The following is a 20,710-nucleotide window of genomic DNA, read 5'->3' on the forward strand; positions in this document are numbered from 1 at the left end:
GGAGCCGCCTATCGGGGCGGCGGGCGCGACGCCGCCCGGGACCGACGCGACAGTCCGGGGCGGTCTGGTCCGGTCCGGTCCGAAGATCCCACTTTACGCGCCCCCGGGACCGTCTTCCCCGGCTCGCGCGGCGACCGCCGCCGCCAGCAGGGGCCAGCCGTCGACCTCCACCGCTCGTCGCTCCCCCGGCTGCCATCCGTGGGCCGACGCCGCGTCGAGCAGGGCCCGTACGGCGCCCGGTTCGTGCAGGTTCAGAGAGCCGCCGTGGACGTATCCGACGTCCCCGGAGCCCAGGGGGAACCCGCCGGGGACGTACCGCCCCGGGCCCTCGTCGAAGACGATGCGCAGCGGGCCGCCGCTGCCGGGCGGCTGCGGGTGGAGCGTGAGGGTCTGGCGGCAGTCCGCGGAGCGGCCACCGTCCAGCACGCGGTGGCTGTGACGGAGCGTCCACAGATACACACGCCCGTCCACGACCAGGCGGCGGGGCTTCTTCGGATGACGGGGCACGCGGCGAGCGTACGCACTCCGGCCCCGGCGCCGGGCGGCCTGGTCCGGTTGCCGCTCCCGGATGCGACGCGGGCCGAACCACGATCGACTGCCGACGTGGTTGCAGCGGCAGCGGCACGGAAGGAGCCGGGCTCGTGGCGGAACAGGGCAAGGTCGTGGTGATCACCGGGGCGTCGAGCGGCGCAGGGCGGGCCTGCGCGCTCCGGTTCGCGTCCCGGGGCTGGTCGGTGGTGCTCGCCGCGCGGCGGGCCACGGAGCTGGAGGAGGCCGCCGCCGCGTGCCGGAAGCACCGAGGCGCGCGGGCGCTGGTCGTACCCACGGACGTGACGGACGCCGAAGCGGTCGAGCATCTCGCCCGCCGGGCGGTGACGGCGTTCGGGCGGATCGACGTGTGGGTGAACAACGCGTCGGTGGCCGCCTTCGGCTCGCTCGACGAGATCCCGCCGGAGGTCTTCCGGCGGGTGCTCGACGTCGACGTCATGGGGTACGCGCACGGCGCGCGCGCCGCGCTCCGCGTGATGCGCGAACAGGGCGGCGGCACGCTGATCAACGTGTCCTCCGTGGTCGGGGTGGCCGTCGTGCCGTACAACATCCCGTACGTCATCTCGAAGGCGGCGGTACGCGCGCTGAGCGGTGGCCTCCGCCAGGAACTGCGGTTGGCGGGGCAGCACGGCATCCACGTGTGCACGGTGCTGCCCGCGACGATGGACACGCCGTTCTTCCGGCACGCGGCCAACTATTCGGGGCGCGAGGTGCTGCCCATGGCGCCGGTGTACACGGCCGAGCGGGCGGCACGGAAGGTGGTCCGGCTGACGCGTCGGCCACGCCGGGAGACCTACGTGGGGCCGGCGGGCCGGGTGCTCGGCATCCAGTCGAAACTGGCGCCCGGTCTCGTGGAGCGGGTGCTGGCGCACCGGATGGACCGCTCCCACTTCTCCCGCGAGCACTCCGCCGAACCCACCCCCGGCAACGTACTGCGGCCGCTGCCCGAGGCGGCGGCGGTGGCCGGCGGCTGGCACGGGCGCAGGCGCACGGCGGTGCGGCGGCTGGGCGTGGCGACGCTGGCCGTGGGGGCGGTTCTGGTGGCGGGCCGTCGAGCCGTCCGCGGGTGTGGGTGCGGCTTCGGGGGGTAATCGCCGCCGCCGCAGGGGCACACCCAGGGCGACGCCGTGCGGGATACGTGTGACCGCGCCGAACGCTACGGCGCGGACCCGCACACCTCGGTGAGCCGGCCCAGGCCCAGACAGCGCAGGGTGGCGGCGGATCGCGGGCAGGCTCCTTGGAGCACCATGGAGCCCTCCACGTCCTTGAGGGCCCTCAGCGTGCCGAAGAAGACGCCCGCGCTCTCCCGCGCGAGATACGTGACCTCGGACAGGTCCACGACGAGGTGGCGGCAGCCGTTCCGCACCAGCCCGCGCAGCTGTGCGGCGAGCTCGTCGGCTTCGCGGCCGGTGATCTCGCCGCGCAGGGCCACGCGGGTCAGTCGGTCGGTGACGAGCACGCGCGCGATACCCGCACGCCGCAGCCGCAGCACCGCGCCCGGGTGCAGCAGCCGGGACGCACTGAGGGCGCGTCGCGCTCTCACGACAGCGTGAGGGTGATCAAGGGCAGGCACCAGGACAGACCTTCCGGTGGTACACCGCCTGTCGGCCGAGTCGACCAGCGGGTCGGACCGAGAGGCATGTGCTTGTTTCATATGTCTATACCATGACGGATTCGCCACCGCCAGAGGTGGCCTGCGCGCCCGCCTGGCGGTGGATGACGACGGAACGACATCGTCGCAGGCTGGAGGCCATATGGGAGGTGTCACGCCAGACCCGCCGGACCGGCCGGAGCACAGCTTCCCGCGGAGATTCTCGTCATCGACATCTTTCGAACCATTGGTCTACTCCAATTCTTTCGCAGCGCGGATTCACGGGTGGTCCCCCGGCAGGCGGAGGCAGGTGGTTCCAGCGGTTGATGTGGCGCCGCTGCGATGGATGCGACGTTCAGCGCATGACCGATGAGACAGGTGTGACGGCGACTCCTTGGCGCACGTGGTGGCAGCGGTGGCCGTGCTGGGTGAGCCGAGCCACCACGCTGTGGGCGGTGGCGTACGCCGGCTTCGGCCTGGCGTGCGCACTGAGCGGGACGCCGCTTCTCCACCTGGGCGGTAGCGCGGGGCCCTCGTCACTGGGTTGGGGGGCCGTGGCGGTCGGGACAGTGGCGGGCCTGGCCAGTGGTGCGGTGGCGCGCTACGGGCTGCGGCCGTCGTTGCGGGTGCTGCTCTGGGCGGCCTGCGCACCGGCCGGGATCGCCGCGTTCGGCCTGCTGATGGACGTCGTCACACTGGTCTTCGGCCAGGGGGTCGACAGTGGGGCGGCCGCGACGAACCACGTACTGGCGGCGGCCGGGGCCGTGCTGCTCGCGGCCACCGCGCGGTCCGCCCGCCGGCCGTTCACCGCAGCCGCCGCCAAAGCCCCTTCCGCCGCCTCCCGGCCGGTCCAACTCGCGGCCTGGGCCGGGACGGTGGGCTTTCTTCCTTACGTGGCGATGAAGCTCGTCTGGGCGTCCGGCGGCACCTTCGCCGGGCTTTCCGGCGAGGAGATGCTCGCTATCTCCGAGCGCAACGGCGCGTCGGGCATGTGGCTCACTCTGGAGTCCTGGGGCCTTGACGGCACCGTGCTGCTGGCCGCACTCGGCATCTGTCTGTTGTGGGGCCTGGTCCGCCCGTGGGGCCAGGTCTTCCCGCGCTGGACACCGCGGCTGCGCGGCCGGCGCGTCCCTCACTGGCTGCTCCTGGCCCCGGCGCTGACAGGGGCGGCCACGCTCGCTCCGTACGGGGTGCTCGGGGTCGGCTACTCGGCCCTTTCCACGGCAGGTGTGGTGACGATGCGGCGCGGCGACTTCCACTCCTCTGCCGATGCGCTGCTGGTCGCCTGGATCGGCATGGCCGCGTTCGCCGTCTACGGGGGCGCGCTCGTGGTCGCTGTCCGCTCGTACTGGCTACGGACCCACTGCGACCGGCTGGCCACGCGGCAGGCGGAGTGACCCGCCCGAGGCGGGCCGGCTGCCGGGGCCCGTCACCGGCGACGTCGACCGTCGGCCCGTCACCGGCAACACCGACTGCCGCGCCGCGGCGTCTTGCGGGCCCCGGCCAGGCGCCCGGATTCCGGATTGCCAGAGGCATCCCCTGGTAGGGAGGGCCCGCTCAACCGCGACAAGGCGGCGGACTACGAGGTCCCCGTGGAGCACTTCCCCGTCGAACCCGCCGTGGCCGGTGCGCTCGCCTGGTCGGCCGCCGCCGGACTGACACTCGACGAGGAAGCCATACGGCAAGCCCTCACCGGATGGGCCCTGTTCGCGGCAGAGCTCTGCTCAGCCCTCTTGGTCGCCCTGGGGGCTACCCGGCGCGACCTTGCCGCGCGCGTCCCGGCGGCCTGGCAGTCACACGCCGGGCAGGACAGCTACTTGGCGCACATGGCGATCGCACGTGCCTCGCCCTTGTCCATGCGTGCCATCCATGTGTTGGGGGTCTCACCGGCAGGGGCGTTGATGATGATCTCGTCCATGTTGTTGTTCATGCCGTTGACGGCCGGCCGGGAGTCGTAGCCGCCACCCGTCAGCTGCGTCCCTTCCGGGCACGTGGCCTTGGCCGTCGCGTCCTTCCCGACCCACGCGGAAGCCACCACGACCGGCGCCTCCGCCGAGGACGTCGAGCATATGGCGAAGGCCCCGGCACGGCCGAACAGTTCGCGGACCTCCCAGGTGTTCGGGACCGTGGTCGAAGGTGCGTTGGTCGCGATGAAGTCGACCACCTCGCCGAGGCCGTTCTTCACCGGGAACACTCGGTAGCCACCGCCCACGAGCTGTGTGCCCTCGGGGCAGGAGGCCCGCGAGACCTGGCCCGACTGGCTCGCGTACCCGGCGTTGACCACGACCGGAGGCTCGACGGCCGCCGACGCGGAGGAAGCGGAGCTCAGGGCCCCCGCCGCCAGGGCGACGGTGGACAGGAAGGACAGTCGGCGACGGAGCATGGACATAGCGCCTCCAAGATCAGCCATTGCGTGCGGTTCAGACGGTCCCGCCCGGCAGCCGGACCCGCAGTGGAATGACCTTTCAATCCCCACGATCGAATGACGTGGGCCCTCACCCGCCCCAACAGATTGGCTGGATCACGCCGTCGCGCGAAGCGGCTCAACCACGGGAGAGTTCACCGTGCAGCAGCGTCAGACGAGGAGCGCACACATGGCCACCGCCGGTCCGTTACCGCCCACCGCGACGCCGTGCGTACGAACCGTACGAGCCGTACGAGCCGTACGAGCCGACCGAAGGGACCTTTCGCCGTGACGCTCCCGCCCACCGCTCCCGTCGTCCTTGACCCCACCGGTGCCGACCGGCATGACGAACACCGACGCCTGCGTGCTCTGGGGCCCGCCGTCCGCGTGGACGTCCTCGGGGTGGCCGCCTGGTCGGTCACCGATCCCGCGCTCCTCAAGAGGTTGCTGACCAGCGAGAGCGTCTCGAAGGACGCCCGTGCCCACTGGCCGGAGTTCGGCGAGGTCGTGCAGAGCTGGCCGCTCGCCCTGTGGGTCGCGGTCGAGAACATGTTCACCGCCTATGGAGCAGACCACCGCCGGCTGCGCCGCCTCGTCGCGCCCGCCTTCAGCGCCCGCCGCATCGCCGCCCTGGAACAGGTCGTCGAGACGATCGTCGCCGGCCTCCTCGACGACCTCGATGCGCACCTGTCGAAGCAATCGGGTGGGTCGGATGGGTCGGGTGCGTCGAGGGCATCGGGGGCGTCAGATGAACCCGTCGACCTGCGCGAGCACCTCGCCTATCCGCTGCCGATCTCCGTCATCGGCCACCTCATGGGCGTCCCCACCGGCCACCGGAACGCCTTCCGCGCTCTCGTCGACGGCGTCTTCGACACCACGCTGACCGCCGAGCAGTCCACGGCGAACACCGGTCGGCTCTACGAGGCACTCGACCAGCTCATCGCCGCCAAACGCGCGGAGCCCGGCGAGGACATGACGTCCCTGCTCATCACCGCGCGCGACGAGGAGGGCGACGGGAGCCGTCTGTCCGACGCCGAGCTCCGCGACACGTTGCTGCTCATGATCAGCGCCGGGTACGAGACGACCGTCAACGTCATCGACCAGGCCGTCACCCAGCTGCTCACCCACCCCGATCAGCTCGACCACATCCGGTCCGGTCGCGCCAACTGGAGCGACGCCGTCGAGGAGACCCTGCGCCACGAGCCGGCCGTCAAACACCTCCCCCTCCGCTTCGCCCTCAGCGACATCAGCCTGCCCGGGGGACAGGTCATCACCAAGGGCGAAGCGATCCTCGCCTCCTACGCCGCCGCCAACCGGCACCCCGACTGGCACGGCGAGACCGCGGACGCCTTCGACCTCACCCGTGTGCCGAAGGATCACCTTTCCTTCGGCCACGGCATCCACTTCTGCCTCGGGGCTCCTCTCGCCCGCCTTGAGGTCGTCACCGCCCTCCGGATGCTCTTCGACCGGTTCCCAGGGATCGAACTCGCGGTGCCCGTGGATGAGTTGAAGCCGCTCGCCTCCCTGATCAGCAACGGCCACCAGACCCTCCCCGTTCGCCTGACGCGGCCCGCGGTCACGTGACCCCGGGACGGGGCTTGGGCGGCTCCCCGTACCAGCGCCAGTTCGTCCGGCGGGGCCGGTCGGGCGTCTCGATACGTCCGCTCGCCCAGAGCAGCGTGGACGAGGCGGTGTCCGTGACGGCCACGTCGGGGAACAGCCGCGCGAGGGCCCGTCGGCTCAACTCCTCCGGCGGCGCACCGTCGTACGGGAGTCCTTGGACGATGTCATACGTGTGAACGAGGGTCTCGACCACACCCATGGCCGCGAATCCCTCCGGATCGGAGGCGCCGTGGACGTGCGGGGCCAGCGTTGTGGGAGGAGCGTTGTCCACGGCGGTGGCGAGCAGCCCGCCGCACGCCTGGACGACGGTCAGCAGCCCCTCGGGCCCCGTCGACCGGTCACCGAAAATGACGTTGCCCGGGCCGCCGGGGCGGTCGCTGGAGATACGCAGGGGCACCCGCGGAACCTCCATCGGCCGCGCGAGCCCGAAGCGCAGCGCATACGTGAGCAAGTCGTCCGCGAGGTGTTCCAGGGTCTCCCAACGAGTCCACTCCAGGCTGCCGGCACGGGCGGACCAGTCGGCCGAGGGAACACCGGAGAGGGTCGTGACACAGTGCGCGACGCTCTCGCGCACATGCACCCCGCCGACCAGAGCGTCTACAGCGTTGGTAGATGTCATCCAGGCAGGCTACGCAGGGGAGTTGCCGCGAGGCACGGCCTCGGTCGGCACGTCGGCACGTCGGCACGTCGGCATTGAGCCGCCCCGGCCGCCGACTGCTACAGAGAGCCGTCCTGAGACCCGGCGATGTGACCGGCGGAACGGCGTGGTGGCCTCACAGGTCGGCCAGCCAGTCGTGGACGGCGCGTGCCGTCGTTCGGGCGTGTTCCTCCAGGACGGTGAAGTGGTCGCCGGGCACGGTGACTTCGATGTCTTCCGTGTGCGTCAGGCTCCGGGGCGGGGTGGGTTCGGCGCCGGGCAGCGGGTCCCGCGCGCGTAGGTACAGGGTCGGGGCGGCGAGCCGCGCGGGTTTCCGGTCGGCGAAGAGTTCGAAGTAACCGGCCATGGCGGTGAGCCGATGAGGGACGGCCGAGGAGGACCTCGCGACGCGTCGCAGCATGTCCGACGTCATCGCCGAGAGCGACTGCCCGGCGCCGTCCGCGTCGTGCGGGTAGGTGTCCACCAGTACGAGGGCGGCCGGTGCGGAGCCGTCGGCCGCCAGCCGCTCGGCCACGGCGTGGGCCACCCAGCCACCGGCCGACCGGCCGAGCAGCACCGGCCGTTCCTGCCCCGCGACGGCGCGCACCGCGGCGACGTGGGCGGTGACCAGGGCGTCCAGCGCGCCCGGCAGCGCCTCGCCGGGCTCGAAGCCCGGGTGCCGCACCGCCGCGACCGGTCGCGAACCCCGTAGTGCGGCGCCGAGTTGCCCGTACTCGATGAGGGCCGGAGAGCGCACTGAGCGACGGGAAGCAGATCAGCGGGGCACCCGCGCCCCCCGACGTGAGGGTGACGGGTTCGAGTGCCGCACGGGCGGCCCCGGCGACGTCGAAGACCGGTCGCAGGCGTGCCGCGACGGTGAGCAGCGCCATGCCGTCCCAGGCGCGGTCCTGGAGACAGGCGCTGCGGAAGAGTGCGCTCAGCGAGTCCGACGCGTCCCCGGCGTCCGGTACACCTTCTGCCCGTACGGGTCTGCCCGCCGAACCCGCCGTCCCTGACGTACTCGCCAAAGCCGCCGGACCCGCCGCACCCGGTGCGCCCGCCACTCCTGACGCACCCGCCACCCCCGTTTCGCCGGCAGCCCCGCTGGCCGCCGGGCTGCCGGTGGGGTGCCGCCGCCCAGGGATGCCGGGTGGGCTGCCGGATACGCCGTCCCGTGCGTACCGCTCGGCCAGCTCGACGGCCACCGCCCGTGCCGTTTGGAAGTCGAACAGCAGCGTGGCCGGGAGGGCCATGCCCGTCGATGCCGAGAGCTGGTTGCGCAGCTCCACCGCGGCCAGGGAGTCGAGTCCCAGGTCCGTCAACCGGTCGTTCGCGTCGATCGCGCTCGCCCCCTCCGGGTGGCCGAGGACGGCGGCTGCCTGCGTACGCACCTCTGTGAGCAGCAGTTCTGTCCGCTCGCTCGGGGAAGCGGCCGCCCATCGCTCGGCGAACCGGGTCACGTTGCCACCGCCCGCTTCCACGGCGCCGGACACGGAGGTCCGGTGGCCGCCCGCAGCCGGTCGCACGTCGCTGAAGGCCGCCGGGGTGATGCGGGCCGCGACCACTTCGGGGGTGTCACCCGCCACGGCGGTGTCGAAGAGGGTCAGGCCCTCCTCGGGGGTCAGCGGGACGAAGCCGGAGCGGGCCATCCTGCGCAGGTCCACTTCGGTGAGGTGCGCCGTCATGCCGTCGCTCTGCCGCCACGGCCCCCAGGCGATGGAGGTGCCCGACAGGCCGAGTCCTCTCCGGTGCCGCGCGAGGGCGTCCAGGACGTGGTTGGCCGCCGCGTAGTTGGCCTGGCCCGCGGAGCCGAGGACGCCCGCCACGGAGGAGAACAGCGCGAACATCGCCAGGTCGTGTCCTTGGGTCAGTTCGTGCAGAGCGAGGGCCGTGCCGGCCTTGGGCCTCAGTACGCGCTCCAGGCCCTCTGAAGTGAGCGTGGAAACGATGCCGTCCTCCAGCACCGCCGCGCTGTGGACGACACCGGTCAGCGGATGGTCCGCCGGTACGGAGTCGAGCAGGGCGGCGAGCTGCGCCCGGTCCGTGAGGTCGCACGCCCGTACCGTCACTTCCGCTCCCCTCGCGGTGAGTTCGGCGACCAGTGCGTCCGCTCCGGGTGCCCGCGGTCCGCGCCGGCCCGCGAGGAGCAAATGCCGTACGCCATGGTCGGTGACCAGGTGCCGGGCGACGAGCATGCCGAGCGAACCGGTGCCGCCGGTGATCAGTACGGTGCCCTCGGCATCGAGTCGCCGCCGCGGCGATGCCTCGCGCTCGTCCAGCTGGACCAACTCGGGTACGAAGGCTGTTCCGTTCCGCACCGCCGCCTCCGGCGCCGGTGCGGCCAGCAGGGTGGGGACGAGCCGCCAGGAGTCGGGGTGGTCGTCCACGTCGAGCAGCGCCAGACGGCCCGGATGCTCGCGCAGGGCCGAGCGGACCAGACCCCACACGGCGGCGTGGGCCGGCGCGAAGTTCTGCGTATCTTGCGCATCGGCGGCGTCAGGACCAGCCGGGGAGACGGCGCCGGACGTGACGAGAACGAGGCAGGACTCGGTCAGCCGTGGCTCGGAGAGCCAGTCCTGAATGAGCCGCAGGGCGCGGCTCGCCGTCTCCAGCGTCTGCGCCGCCGGGTCCTGTGCGCCAAGTGCCGACTCTGGCGGCGACGGACAGGGGGCGACGACCACGGCGGGCGGACCGCCGGCCACCGATGCCGGATCGGGGTGGACCGGAACGCCGGAGCCCTGAGGAGCGAGGACGTCGGCCAGCCGTGTGCCGAGCGGCCCCAGTACACCCCAGGAGGGCGCCGCCGCGGATACGGGCGGCCGGGACCAGGGCACCCAGTCCAGCCGGTGCAGAAGCCCGACGCCTGGGGCCGCCGTCTTCGGCCCGGTTTCCGGGAGCGGTCGCAGGGTCAGCGAACGCACCGACGCCACCAAGGCCCCCGCTCCGTCGGTGAGTTGCACCTGCGCCCGGCCGTTCGGCCCGTGCGGCCCGCTCGGCCCGGGAGAGATCCGCACCCGCAGTCGCTGCCCGTCGGCGGGGGCGTGCAACGTCACTCCTTCGAAGGCGAACGGCAGGCACACGCCGTTGCCGCCGGTCTCACCTGCCCCGGCACGATCCGGCAGGCGGCCGTCGAGCGCGAGGACGTGCAGGGCCGCGTCCAGCAGCGCGGGGTGCAGGAGGAAACCCGGGCCGTCGTCCGGGGGGAGCGGGGCCTGCGCGGCTTCGGGCAGCGCCACTTCGGCGTACAGCTCCTCCCCGTGCCGCCAGGCGCCACACAGGCCCCGGAAAGAGGGACCGTAGTCCAACCCGGTTCCGGCCAATGCCTCGTACGGGTCGTCGGCCGCATCACCGTCGTACAGCGGGACGGCGCCCGACGGCGGCCACACGTCCGTACCGACCGCGGTCCGGTCCTTCGGCTGCCGCTCCGGTACGAGAGTCCCGGAGGCGTGCAGGCGCCAGGGGCGGTGATCATCCGCCGACGCAGCCGCAGGCGGCCGTGGAAGAGGACGGTTCGGCGTCCCGCGTCGTCCGGGCCCGACACCGTCACCTGGAGGTCGACCGTTCCGTCGGGGGGCAGCACCAGCGGCGTAGTCAGGGCGAGTTCGGCGAGGCAGGGCGCGCCGATCGACGTACCGGCTTGCAGGGCCATCTCCACGAAGGCCGTGCCCGGCAGCAGCACCGCCCCCGCCACCGTATGGTCGGCCAGCCACGGATGGGCGGGGACGGAGAGCGGCCCGCCCAGCAGCAGCCCGCCGTCGGCCGTCGCGGTGCGGTGGGTCAGGAACGGATGGGCCGGCTTGCCGGATGCGAGCGCGAATGCGGGCGCGGGCGCCGACCGGCGTCGCGGGGAGGCGGCGTCGAGCCAGTACCCGCGGCGCTCGAAGGCGTACGTGGGCAGGGGGACGCGCCGAGGGTGGTGACCGGCGAAGACGGCTTCCCAGTCGACGGGCACCCCGTGGCTGTGCAGGGCCGCCACGGTGTCGGTCAGCGCGTCCGCTTCCGGCCGGGCCGTGCGCAGGGTCGGCACGACCAGCGGCGCGGGAGCCTGCTCGGGCTCGGGTTCAAGCCACTGCCCGGCGAGGCAATCCCGTACCAGGCCGGACAGCACCCCGTCCGGGCCCACCTCCACGAAGTGCGCCGCGCCCCGGTCCCGCAGGTGGGTCACCGTATCGGCGAAGAGGACCGGGCGGCGGACGTGGTCCACCCAGAACTCCGGGGCGCGCAGCTCCTCCTCGGTGGCCGCTCGCCCTGACACGGCGGTGACCAGCGGTAGTTGCGGCGCGGCGAAGGTCAGACCGCGTACCGCCTCCGCGAAGTCGGCCAGCATGGGTTCCATCCGCACGGAGTGGAAGGCGTGGCTCACCCGCAGAGGTGTCGCGGACCGGCCCTGCTCGCGGAACTGCGCGACGGTCCGTGCCACGGCCGCCTCGTCCCCGGAGACGACCACCGAGGAGGGCCCGTTGACGGCGGCGATCTCCACGGCCCGCCCGGCCTCGGCGAGGTGGCTCGCCACGTCCCGCGCACTCGCGTCCAGGGAGGCCATCGCACCGCCCGGGGGCAGCGCGTCCATGAGCCGGCCCCGGGCCGCCACCAGCGCGCAGGCGTCCTTGAGGGAGAGCACCCCGGCGACGTGTGCCGCGGTCACCTCGCCGAGCGAGTGCCCGGCCACCAGGTCCGGGCGCACACCCCACTCCGCCAGCCGCCGGAACAGGGCCGTCTCCAGGGCGAAGAGCGCGGGCTGCGCGAACTGGGCCGTCGCCAGCAGCGCGCCCGTCTCCGTGCCGGGAGCGGCGAACACGACGTCCCGCAAGGGCACCGGCAGCCAGGGATCGAGCAGGGAGCACGTCTCGTCGAACGACCGGGCGAAGCCTGGGTACAGCTTCCGTGACGCGTACAACTCGCGCCCCATGCCGAGGCGTTGGCTGCCCTGCCCGGTGAAGAGGAAGGCGAGCGGGCCTCGGCGGCGGGACGTGCCCGTCCGCACCCCGGGTGGGTTCGCCCCCTCGGCCACTCCCTGGAGAGTTCCCCCGGCCACTCCCTGAAGAGTTCCCTCGGCCACTCCCCGGAGGGAGGTGAGCAGGTGCGCTCGGTCACGGGCCACCACCACGGCGCGGTGCTCGAAGGCGGTCCGGGTGGTGGCGAGCGCGTACCCGATGTCGCGTGGGGTCGCGTCCGGGTCGGCGGTCACCCGCGCGTGCAGCCGTCGCGCCTGGGCCCGCAGCCCGGACGCGCTCCTCGCCGATACCGGGACGGCGAAGGACGCCGCCCCCACCGGGCCGCCGCCGTCCACGTGACTGCTCCCGGCTTCCCGGCTGTCCGTCGCAGGGACCGACGGCGCGGTGTCCGCGTCCGCCGGTGCCTCCTCGATCACCACGTGGGCGTTGGTGCCGCTGATGCCGAACGAGGACACTCCGGCCCGGCGCGGGCGGTCCGTCCTCGGCCACGGCACCGGCCGGGACAGGAGCGACACGCGCCCCGACGCCCAGTCGACCCGGTCGGTCGGTACGTCGGCGTGCAGCGTGCGCGGCAGCAGACCGTGTGCCATGGCCTGCACCGTCTTGATCACTCCCGCCACTCCGGCGGCGGCCTGGGTGTGGCCGATGTTCGACTTCACCGAGCCCAGCCAGAGCGGACGCTCCCGCGCCGCGCGCCCGAACGCCGCCAGGAACGCCTCCGCCTCGATGACGTCACCGAGCCGGGTGCCGGTGCCGTGCGCCTCCACCGCGTCGATGTCCTCGGGCGTGAGCCGCGCCTGGGCGAGGGCCTGCCGGATCACTCGTTGCTGCGCCTGCCCGTGCGGTGCCGTCAGGCCGTTGCTCGCTCCGTCCTGGTTGACCGCCGAACCGCGCACCACGGCCAGCACCGGAAGCCCGGCGCGGCGCGCCTCGGACAACCGGGTCAGCAGCAGCATGCCGGCGCCCTCGGCCCACCCGGTGCCGTCCGCGGCGGCCCCGAACGCCTTGCAGCGGCCGTCCGGGGCCAGGGCCCGCTGCCGGCTGAACTCCACGAACGACGACGGTCCCGACATCACCGTGGCGCCGCCTGCCAGCGCGTACGAGCACTCCCCGCGGTCCAGCGCCCGGGCTGCCAGGTGCAGGGCCACCAGGGACGACGAACAGGCCGTGTCCACCGTGAGGGCCGGCCCCTCCAGACCGAAGGTGTAGGCGATGCGGCCCGAGGCGACGCTGCCCGCGTTGCCCAGGCTGAGGTAGCCCTCGACCTGCTCGGGCGTCTCGGCGAGCCGGCTCGCGTAGTCGCTGTACATCAGTCCGATGTACACCCCGGTCGACGAGCCGCGCAGGGCGCGGGGTACGAGCCCGGCGTGTTCGAAGGCCTCCCAGGCCACTTCGAGGAGCAGCCGGTGCTGCGGGTCCATGGCCACGGCCTCGCGGGGCGATATGCCGAAGAAGCCGGGATCGAAGCGGTCGACGCCGGAGAGGAAACCGCCCTCTCGCACGTACGTGTGGCCCGGCCGCCCGGGGTCCGGGTCGAACAGCGCCCGCGTGTCCCAGCCGCGGTCGGAGGGGAACGGGCCGATGGCGTCCCTTCCCTCGGCCACCAGCTCCCACAGCTCCTCGGGGGAGGTCACGCCTCCGGGGTAGCGGCAGGCCATTCCCACGATGACCACGGGGTCGTCGTCCGGCCGGTCCTTGCCCGCGTGCGCGCCCGCGTGCGCGGTGCCGGTGGCGGGCCGGTCGGCGGCGCCGCGCGAGCGGAGGTGGGCGGCCAGCGCCGCGGCCGTGGGGAAGTCGAAGGCGACGGCTTCGGAGAGGGGGAGTCCGGTGGCCGCCGACAAGCGTTCCCTGAGCGCTGTCGCCGTCAGCGAGTCCATGCCCAGGTCGCGCAGGGCGGTCTCGGGCTCCACCGCGTCCACCGGACAGCCGACCAGAGCCGCCGTCTCGCCGCGCACCAAGGCCAGCAGGCCATCCGCGGGGTCGCCGGTGTCCGGTCCGCCGCCGCCCAGCGCCCGCGCGTTCAGGTCGGCCAGGGCGTACCGCTGGACCTTCCCGGAGGCGGTACGGGGGATGTGGTCCACCGCGTACAGCTCGGCGGGCACCTTGTGGGCGGACAGTTCCGCCCGGCATCCGGCCAGCAGAGCGCCTCGGTCCAGAGCGCCGCCGTCGGCCTCCGGGACCACGTATCCGACCGGCACCTCGCCGAAGAGGGGGTGCGGGCGCCCGGCCACGGCGGCGTCCGCCACGCCGGGCAGCCGCAGTAGTACCGCCTCCACCTCCGTGGGGTGGATGTTCGTACCGCCCCGGATGATCAGGTCACTCGCCCGGCCGGTGAGCACGAGCTCGCCGGACGGTTCGATCCTCGCCAGGTCGCCGGTACGGAACCAACCGTCGCGCAGCACCTCGGCGGTGGCCTCCGGCGCGCCGTGGTAGCCGGCCATGACACCGGGCCCGTGGACCCACAACTCCCCCTCACCGGCGTCCCGTCCGTCCGCGCCGCCACCGACCCGGATCCGGGTGCCCGGCAGCGCACGGCCGCAGGACTTGCCCGCCGGCGCCTCGCCGGGGGCCGTCATGGTGACCGGGCCGGCCTCGGTGCTTCCGTAGTGCTCCAGGTAGGGGACGCGGCAGATCGCCTCGAAGGACCTGCGGAACTCGGGCCCCGCGGAGGCGCCCGCGCTGATGCAGCCGCGCAGCGCGGGCGCGCCGAGACCGCGGGCACCGCGCTCGCCGTCCACGTCCCGCGCGCCGCCCTCCGCGCCCCGCACCTCATCGAGCAGGGCCGAGTATGTGGTCGGTACGCCGCCGAGGAGGGTGAACGGAGCGTCCGTGCGGCGCAGTTCGCCCAGGACCTCCCGCGCCGAGAACCGGGGCAGCAGCAGGGCACTCGCCCCGGTCGCGGTCACCCCGAGGACGCACACGACCTGGCTCATGGCGTGGTGCAGCGGCAGCGGCCACAGCAGCCGGTCCCGCTCCGACAGGCCGAGCACACCGACGAGGCCCGTCCCGACCGGCGTCAGGCGGTTGCGCTGCGTGGACAGCACGCCCTTCGGAGTGCCGGAGGACCCGGAGGTGTACAGCATCCACGCCACCTCGTCCAGGCCCAGATCGTCCCGGGCGGACGTCACCGCCTCCGTGCCCGCCAGCTCCTCGTACCGCAGGAAGCCGCCCGGCGCACCGGAGGTGCCCGTCGGCACGCCCGGATCGCCGGCGGTGAACCGCCCGTCACCGCTCTCCTCACCGCCGCCCTCGGCCACCACCACAGTCAGCCCGGGGCGGGAGAGCAGCCCCGGCTGACGGGCCGCCCGCACCTCATCGGTGACGAGCACGCGCGCGCCGCAGTCGGCCAACAGGCGGTCCAGTTCCGCTTCCGGGACGCCTGCGTCCAGCGGTACGCCCACCCCGCTCGCCCGGGTCACGGCCAGCAGGCTCTCGACCGCCTCGACGCGGTTGCCGAGCAGGACGGCGGCCCGCTCGCCCCGCGACAGGCCGAGCCCGACCAGGTGACCGGCCAGTCGTCCGGTCCGCCGCTCCAGGTCCCGGTAGGTCCTGAGCACTCGGCGGTCCTGGAAGGCGACCTTCTCCCCTCGGCGCGAGACATGGTCCCGAAGGATCTCCGCGATCGGCCTGATGGCGTCCTCACCTGGACTCGCTGGACTCATGGGGCTCATAGGGCGCATCGGGCTCATCGGGCTCATCGGGCTCACTGGATCGAACTCCTCTCTCTGTACGCCTCGTTGAGGGGCGGCCACCGGGCGCCGGGGCTTACTGGGACCGCTCGTTCCGGGTGAACGCGGCGATCATCTCGTGGATCGGGTCGCTGCCGCTGCCGGAGCCGGAGCCGGTGTCGGTCCCGTGGGCCTCGGGGCCTTCGAAGAGGGCAGCCTTGGCGCTGCGGGGGAACATGGCCTGCTCGTACTCGCTGAGCGCGGCCTCGACGTCGTCGGGGTACGCCGCGAGAGCCGTGCCGAGGTCGGCGCCGTCGAGCATGGCCAGGTTGGCGCCCTCGCCGTTCGGTGCCGAGAGGTGGGCGGCGTCGCCGAGCAGGGTCACCCCCGGCACGCGGTCCCACCGGTGTCCGGTGGGCAGCGCGTAGAGAGGCCGCAGGATCGGGTCGATGTCGCTGTCGGTGATCAGCGCGGAGAGTTCCGGTGCCCAGCCGGCGAACTCCTTCGCGATGCGCGCGGCCGCGGCGGGGCCGTCGGTGAAGTCGACGGTGGCGAACCAGTCCTGCGGCTCGGCCAGCCCGACATAGGCGTGCAGCGTGTCGCCCCTTTCCCGGTGGGCGAAGATCTCCCTGCTCGGCGTGAGCGCCATCAGCGATCCGCCGCCGACCGCTTTCGCGGCGGCCGGGTGCCGGGTGTCGGCCTCGTACAGGTACGTCTCGACGACCGACTTGCCGGTGTACTCGGGCGTGGCGGCGGAGAGCAGCGGCCGGATCCGTGACCAGGCGCCGTCCGCGCCGACCAGCAGGTCGGTGACGAGGGTAGGGCCGTCGGCGAACGTCACTTCGTGGCGCCCGTCGCCGAGGCCGCGGGCGCCGCGGACCTTGTGCCCCCACCGGACGGTGCCGGCCGGGAGCGAGTCGAGCAGGGCCTGCCGCAGCTCGCCGCGTTGTACCTCGGGGCGGCCGCCCGTACCGTCGTCGGCCTTGTCGAGGAGGACGGTCCCGTCCGGGTCGAGGAACCGCATCGCCTGGCGGCCCTCCAGGATGAGCCCGCGGAACTCGTCCATCAAGCCCGCGGCCTGAAGGGCCAGTTGACCGTTGTAGTCGTGGATGTCGAGCATCCCGCCCTGCGAGCGCGCGGCCGGGGACGTCTCCGCCTCGTAGACCGCGACCGGTATCTCGTGGAGGTGCAGGACGCGGGCGAGCGTGAGGCCGCCGAGCCCGGCGCCGATGATCGTGACGTCAGTGGTCATGAGGGCTTCCTTCCTGAGCATGAGTCGGCTGGACGGACGCTCGGCAGGTCATGCCGGGAGCGCGCGTTCCGGTCGGTCATGCGGTGCGAACCGGTGGCCGGTGCTGGGGCGGACCGGCGCGAGTACGGCCCTCAATCTCCCAGCGCCCGTCGACAGATCACCGACAGATCACCGATCACCGCCGACAGCCGCCCCACAGGCGGTGCCGTCGAGGTGAGAGGTCCGCCGGAGGAGGTCAGGAACCCGCGGGCGCGAGCGGGCCGTCCGCCGCGAGATGCCGCTCGGTGAAGCGGCGGAAGGTGTCCGTCGCGGGGTGGGAGCCTCTGGCCGGCCAGGCCAGGCGGACGGTGACCGGCTCGGCGTCACGTACCGGCACGTAGCGCACCCCCGCGTGCGGGTGCTGGTGCATGGTGCCCTCGGCGGTCACCCCGACCGCCGCGCCGGTGGCGATCGTCGTCAGCCATTCGTCCACGCCCGGCACGGTCACGGTGCCGGGCCGTCGCCCCGCGGGCCAGAGTTCGGCCGTGGTCGTCGCGGCCGTCGCGCACAGCGCCACGGTTTCCGTGCCCAGCTCGGCCAGCGTCACATCCGTACGGCCCGCGAGCGGATGGCTGACGGGCACGACGGCCAGCCGACGCTCGCGGATCAGCGGTTGATGGGTCACGTGGGGGTCGTCCGGCTCCGGGCTCAGCCGCAGGAAGGCGAGATCCGCCGCGCCGCGGCGGAGCAGTGCCGCCGGATCGTCGGCGCGGCGGATGTGCACCGGGCTCTCGGGGTGCTGCTCACGCCAGGCGCGCAGCAGCGGCACCGTGTGACTGCCCAGCGCCGCCCAGGCGAAGGCGAGTCTCAGCGGGCGTGGCGTACCGGCCTCCGTCACGTCGGTGAGGGCGTCGTCCACCTCCCGGAGAATGCGATGCGCGTTCTCCCAGAGCCGTCTTCCGGGCGCGGTCAGCCGCAGACTGCGCGTCGTCCGCTCCACCAGGCGCACACCGAGGCGCTGCTCAAGCTGGGCGAGGGTCCGTGAGAGCGCGGGCTGCGTGAGGTGCAGTACGCGGGCGGCATCCGTCAGCGTGCCCTCGTCGCCGATCGCCGCGAGGGCTCGCAGATGGCGCAGCTCCACATTCATGACCGGCAAGCATAACTGGCCCACGGAAGGCATTTCCCCGGCCCGGGGCCGCCTGACTAGCGTGGTCGCCATGACGAACCGTCGGCAGAACATCCTCCTCATCGGCGCGAGCGGAACGCTCGGCACGGCCGTGCACCGGACACTCGCCGCGCGCGGCCACACGGTCCGCACCGTCGGCCGCGGCTCGGGCGACCTGCGCTTCGACATCAGTGACCCGGCGCAGATCACCGCCCTCTACGCGGCGGCGGAGGCGGACGGGCGGCTGGACGCCGTGGTCAGCGCCGCGGGTACGGTGCCGTACAAGCCGGTCGCCGAACTCGGCCCGGACGACTGGCAGTCGGCGTTCACCGGCAAGGTCCTCTCCCAGGTCGAACTGGTCCGCCAGGGCCTCGCCCACCTCACCGAGCAGGGCTCCTTCACGCTGATCACGGGCATACTCGGCCGCGAGCCGATCCGCACGGGAGCCGCCGCCTCCCTGGCCAACGGCGCCGTCGAGGCGTTCGTCCGCGCCGCCGCGATCGAGATCGCACCGCAGCGGGTCAACGCCGTCTCCCCGAACGTCTTCACCGAGTCCTTGGACACGTACGGAGACTTCTTCCCCGGCATGGGATCGGTCCCGCTGGAACAGGTCGCCCAGGCCTACGTGCGCTCCGTCGAGGGCGCGCAGACCGGGCAGGTCTACCGCCTGTGAGCCGCGGGCTTCGCGGCGGGCCACGTAAACACGCGTCGGGCATCGGCGGAGCCCGCACGGAACCCACACCGAGCCCCCGCCAGCGAACTGACGGGGGCTCACGGTCGAACGCGGCTAACCGATCCGCACCTTCCGCAAGCCTCTATCCATCCGTCAGCAGTGGGTGGACCCCGCTCTCGTCATGATCCTCACGCCCGGTGAGCGCCGGCGTGAAGATACACAGAAACGTGGCCCAGCCGGTCCAGGTCCCCGCAGACGATCTCCACGGAGTCGGATATCTTGGGGTTGCCGGCAATCTCGATACGGAGTCCGAATACTTCGGTGACCATGCTGGGGAAATACCCGATACGCGACGTTTTCGCGCCGTAACCCAACGATGACGCCACAGCCCTGCCCGCGACATCGCCAGTGTCAATCGCGTTCTTCCAGAATTTTATCCACGTAAAGCTTCCCGTGGCCCACGGGTCCGGGTAACGGGCGATATCCCCGACGGCGAACAAATCCTCACACTCCGGCACGCGCATGTATGCATCGACGCGCACCCCGTCAGACAGATCCAGGCCGTTCCCCTGCAACCTTTCACTTCCCGCTGAGCCGCAAGGAACTGGTTAAGCGTGGAGTCACTGACCCGAATGCGCATGAGTACCTGAGAGCCCTTTGCGTGCACTGCCATAACCGAGAGACAGGACACAATCAGGCTGGTGGTGTTGCGGCTGAGCGCCGCGCCAGCGGCAGTCACAGGCTCAGCGTGAATGGCAGCGATGGACCGCTAAGAGTGAATCGGAAGATGACGTGCCGCCTTCCTGAGTCGCGCCGTCTGGCTTCCTGGCGCGGTGTCAGTTTCTGGAAGTGCACGGCGGATTCACGGGTGCTGGCCAGTAGCTCACTGAACGGCGGAACGCTCGACGGCACGCTTACCTAATCATCGACACCATGCGCGCCGGAATCCTGATGACCTCTTCGCTGTCCGGGATTCCTCCCTTGGCCGGGCTGTTCGCCTCACAGGCCGCGCGAAGTTCCGGGGCAGCTTTCCGTCCCTGAAATACCAACTCCCCCGCCTCTTCGTCGGCCCGAATGGTGGGCAGTGCTCAAGGTCGTGTGTGGCTTGCTCGAACCTGCATGACCATCCTCCCTTCCCCACGTGGGCAGTCAAGACCGCTTCGGAAAACTCGCGTGCAAGTCCGTGCAAGTTTGTGGAGAGCGGCCCCTGACTGGCTGTTGACTGCGCATCAGGCAGCGATGAGGCAAGGGGTTGGATGTGGGCGAACCGAAGACCTATCCGAGTGAGCCGGTTGTGTTGCCCTTGCGGCGGGACGAGTCAGAGCCTCAGCCGGTCCCCGGGTGCGCAGGGTGTATCGAATTGGCCAACGTGTGGACCCGTGCCCGCGCTGGGGGCGGCTGGACCACGGTGAGCGACTGCAACGTCTCCATGCGTCGGCACCCGGAAGGGCGCCAGTGAGTACGCGCGCTGTCCTTCGGTTCGTGAACCACACAATCCGGCATGAGCCAGCCGGAGGGGTCACGTACGAAGCGCTTTGCGTCGCCCGGGCTGTGAGGCGGGATCCGGCCCCCAGGCATTCCAAGAGGCGGCGCAGGACTGGGCCCTTGGACACACGGGCCTGAATCCCGGTCATGACCTCTTCCGGCGAACGGCAGCCAGCCGTGGCTTCACCAGAAGGGAGAGGTGATCCAGCCGTTCGGCACGGTCAGGCAGTTGCCGACCGTCCTGTCCTACGAGGCGCGGAGGTACGCCCGCCAACGGCTGAACCATCTCCTCGCGGAGACCCGGATGCTGTACGCGCTCTACAAGAAGCATCACTGGAAGAAGCATCACTGGCTGGTGCGGGGCGCCACCTTCCACCAGCTGCACCTGCTGCTCGACCAGCACGCGTCGGCGCAGCTCGCCGTCGTCGACGCGCTCGCCGAGCGCGTCCAGAGCCTCGGCGGGGTCGCGGTGGGCGACCCGCGGCACGCGGCGGAGATCACCTCGGTGCCGCGCCCGCCGGACGGCGGCGAGGAGGTGCCCGCCATGGTGTCGCGGCTCCTGGAGGCCCACGAGACGAATCTCGTCGGCGCCCGGGGCGCGGCGCACCGCGCACCGCCTGGCGGAGCTCGACGACGACGGCAGCAACGACCTCCTCGTCTCTGAAACGACCTCCTCGTCTCTGAGGTGATCCGCGGTGGTGAGGCGCAGGCCTGGTTCCTCGCCGAGCA

The 20,710-nt window shown here is 72.5% G+C and carries 13 protein-coding genes and 2 pseudogenes; 5 read left to right on the forward strand and 10 right to left on the reverse strand.

Annotated elements, in window-relative coordinates:
- Window positions 1-93 precede the first annotated feature (93 nt).
- Window positions 94-507: a hypothetical protein gene (locus tag ACOBQB_RS13670; protein ID WP_423591782.1), complete on the reverse strand. Its 414-nt coding sequence runs from the start codon at window positions 505-507 to the stop codon at window positions 94-96.
- A gap of 134 nt (window positions 508-641) precedes the next feature.
- Between ACOBQB_RS13670 and ACOBQB_RS13675 the strand changes: the two genes are divergently transcribed.
- Window positions 642-1,640 carry an SDR family oxidoreductase gene (locus ACOBQB_RS13675; protein WP_423591783.1) on the forward strand — a complete coding sequence of 333 codons (999 nt, stop codon included), beginning with the start codon at window positions 642-644 and terminating at the stop codon, window positions 1,638-1,640.
- A 65-nt stretch (window positions 1,641-1,705) separates the two neighbouring features.
- Here ACOBQB_RS13675 and ACOBQB_RS13680 read toward each other — a convergent pair whose 3' ends face one another.
- Window positions 1,706-2,092 carry an STAS domain-containing protein gene (locus tag ACOBQB_RS13680; RefSeq protein ID WP_423591785.1) on the reverse strand — a complete coding sequence of 129 codons (387 nt, stop codon included), beginning with the start codon at window positions 2,090-2,092 and terminating at the stop codon, window positions 1,706-1,708.
- A 410-nt stretch (window positions 2,093-2,502) separates the two neighbouring features.
- Here ACOBQB_RS13680 and ACOBQB_RS13685 point away from each other — a divergent pair, with 410 nt between their 5' ends.
- Entirely contained in the window at window positions 2,503-3,537 is a 1,035-nt protein-coding gene (locus tag ACOBQB_RS13685; protein WP_423591787.1) for a hypothetical protein, read from the forward strand.
- Window positions 3,538-3,953: 416 nt separating this feature from the next.
- On the opposite strand, the gene ACOBQB_RS13690 is transcribed toward ACOBQB_RS13685, so the two are convergent.
- Window positions 3,954-4,529 carry a hypothetical protein gene (locus tag ACOBQB_RS13690; protein WP_423591789.1) on the reverse strand — a complete coding sequence of 192 codons (576 nt, stop codon included), beginning with the start codon at window positions 4,527-4,529 and terminating at the stop codon, window positions 3,954-3,956.
- A 303-nt stretch (window positions 4,530-4,832) separates the two neighbouring features.
- Here ACOBQB_RS13690 and ACOBQB_RS13695 point away from each other — a divergent pair, with 303 nt between their 5' ends.
- On the forward strand, window positions 4,833-6,128 hold the full coding sequence (locus ACOBQB_RS13695; protein ID WP_423591791.1) for a cytochrome P450 family protein: 1,296 nt from the start codon (window positions 4,833-4,835) through the stop codon (window positions 6,126-6,128).
- On the opposite strand, the gene ACOBQB_RS13700 is transcribed toward ACOBQB_RS13695, so the two are convergent.
- From ACOBQB_RS13700 to ACOBQB_RS13725, 6 genes and pseudogenes are all read right to left on the reverse strand, one after another.
- Window positions 6,121-6,786, reverse strand: coding sequence for a maleylpyruvate isomerase N-terminal domain-containing protein (locus tag ACOBQB_RS13700; protein ID WP_423591793.1), 666 nt, complete (start codon window positions 6,784-6,786; stop codon window positions 6,121-6,123). The genes ACOBQB_RS13695 and ACOBQB_RS13700 overlap by 8 nt on opposite strands.
- Before the next feature lie 154 nt (window positions 6,787-6,940).
- Window positions 6,941-7,561, reverse strand: a complete 621-nt coding sequence (locus tag ACOBQB_RS13705; protein WP_423591795.1) for a thioesterase domain-containing protein — start codon at window positions 7,559-7,561, stop codon at window positions 6,941-6,943.
- Between the two features lie 502 nt (window positions 7,562-8,063).
- A pseudogene (locus tag ACOBQB_RS13710) lies at window positions 8,064-10,190 on the reverse strand (type I polyketide synthase); the annotation flags it as partial.
- Between the two features lie 170 nt (window positions 10,191-10,360).
- A pseudogene (locus ACOBQB_RS13715) lies at window positions 10,361-15,457 on the reverse strand (beta-ketoacyl synthase N-terminal-like domain-containing protein); the annotation flags it as partial.
- A 67-nt stretch (window positions 15,458-15,524) separates the two neighbouring features.
- Window positions 15,525-16,679: an FAD-dependent oxidoreductase gene (locus tag ACOBQB_RS13720; protein ID WP_423591797.1), complete on the reverse strand. Its 1,155-nt coding sequence runs from the start codon at window positions 16,677-16,679 to the stop codon at window positions 15,525-15,527.
- A gap of 235 nt (window positions 16,680-16,914) precedes the next feature.
- Window positions 16,915-17,805, reverse strand: a complete 891-nt coding sequence (locus ACOBQB_RS13725; protein WP_423591799.1) for a LysR family transcriptional regulator — start codon at window positions 17,803-17,805, stop codon at window positions 16,915-16,917.
- Between the two features lie 70 nt (window positions 17,806-17,875).
- Here ACOBQB_RS13725 and ACOBQB_RS13730 point away from each other — a divergent pair, with 70 nt between their 5' ends.
- Complete coding sequence (locus ACOBQB_RS13730) at window positions 17,876-18,496, forward strand: short chain dehydrogenase (RefSeq protein WP_423591801.1); 621 nt, start codon at window positions 17,876-17,878, stop codon at window positions 18,494-18,496.
- Between the two features lie 188 nt (window positions 18,497-18,684).
- Here the strand turns inward: ACOBQB_RS13730 and ACOBQB_RS13735 are convergent, their stop codons facing one another.
- Window positions 18,685-19,038, reverse strand: a complete 354-nt coding sequence (locus ACOBQB_RS13735) for a hypothetical protein (protein ID WP_423591803.1) — start codon at window positions 19,036-19,038, stop codon at window positions 18,685-18,687.
- 1,142 nt (window positions 19,039-20,180) lie between these two features.
- Here ACOBQB_RS13735 and ACOBQB_RS13740 point away from each other — a divergent pair.
- The gene (locus tag ACOBQB_RS13740) at window positions 20,181-20,645 is read left to right on the forward strand and encodes a Dps family protein (protein WP_423591805.1); all 465 of its coding nucleotides are present in this window, start codon (window positions 20,181-20,183) and stop codon (window positions 20,643-20,645) included.
- The last annotated feature ends 65 nt before the right edge of the window (window positions 20,646-20,710 follow it).

The organism is Streptomyces sp. G5(2025), assembly GCF_049542075.1.
In the GTDB taxonomy this organism is placed as follows: domain Bacteria; phylum Actinomycetota; class Actinomycetes; order Streptomycetales; family Streptomycetaceae; genus Streptomyces.

Bases quoted from the DNA above. Each gene is read 5' to 3' on its own strand.
- ACOBQB_RS13730 (WP_423591801.1), top strand. From the start codon at position 17,876: ATGACGAACCGTCGGCAGAACATCCTCCTCATCGGCGCGAGCGGAACG.
- ACOBQB_RS13725 (WP_423591799.1), bottom strand. From the start codon at position 17,805: ATGAATGTGGAGCTGCGCCATCTGCGAGCCCTCGCGGCGATCGGCGAC.
- ACOBQB_RS13720 (WP_423591797.1), bottom strand. From the start codon at position 16,679: ATGACCACTGACGTCACGATCATCGGCGCCGGGCTCGGCGGCCTCACG.
- ACOBQB_RS13690 (WP_423591789.1), bottom strand. From the start codon at position 4,529: ATGTCCATGCTCCGTCGCCGACTGTCCTTCCTGTCCACCGTCGCCCTG.
- ACOBQB_RS13700 (WP_423591793.1), bottom strand. From the start codon at position 6,786: ATGACATCTACCAACGCTGTAGACGCTCTGGTCGGCGGGGTGCATGTG.
- ACOBQB_RS13685 (WP_423591787.1), top strand. From the start codon at position 2,503: ATGACCGATGAGACAGGTGTGACGGCGACTCCTTGGCGCACGTGGTGG.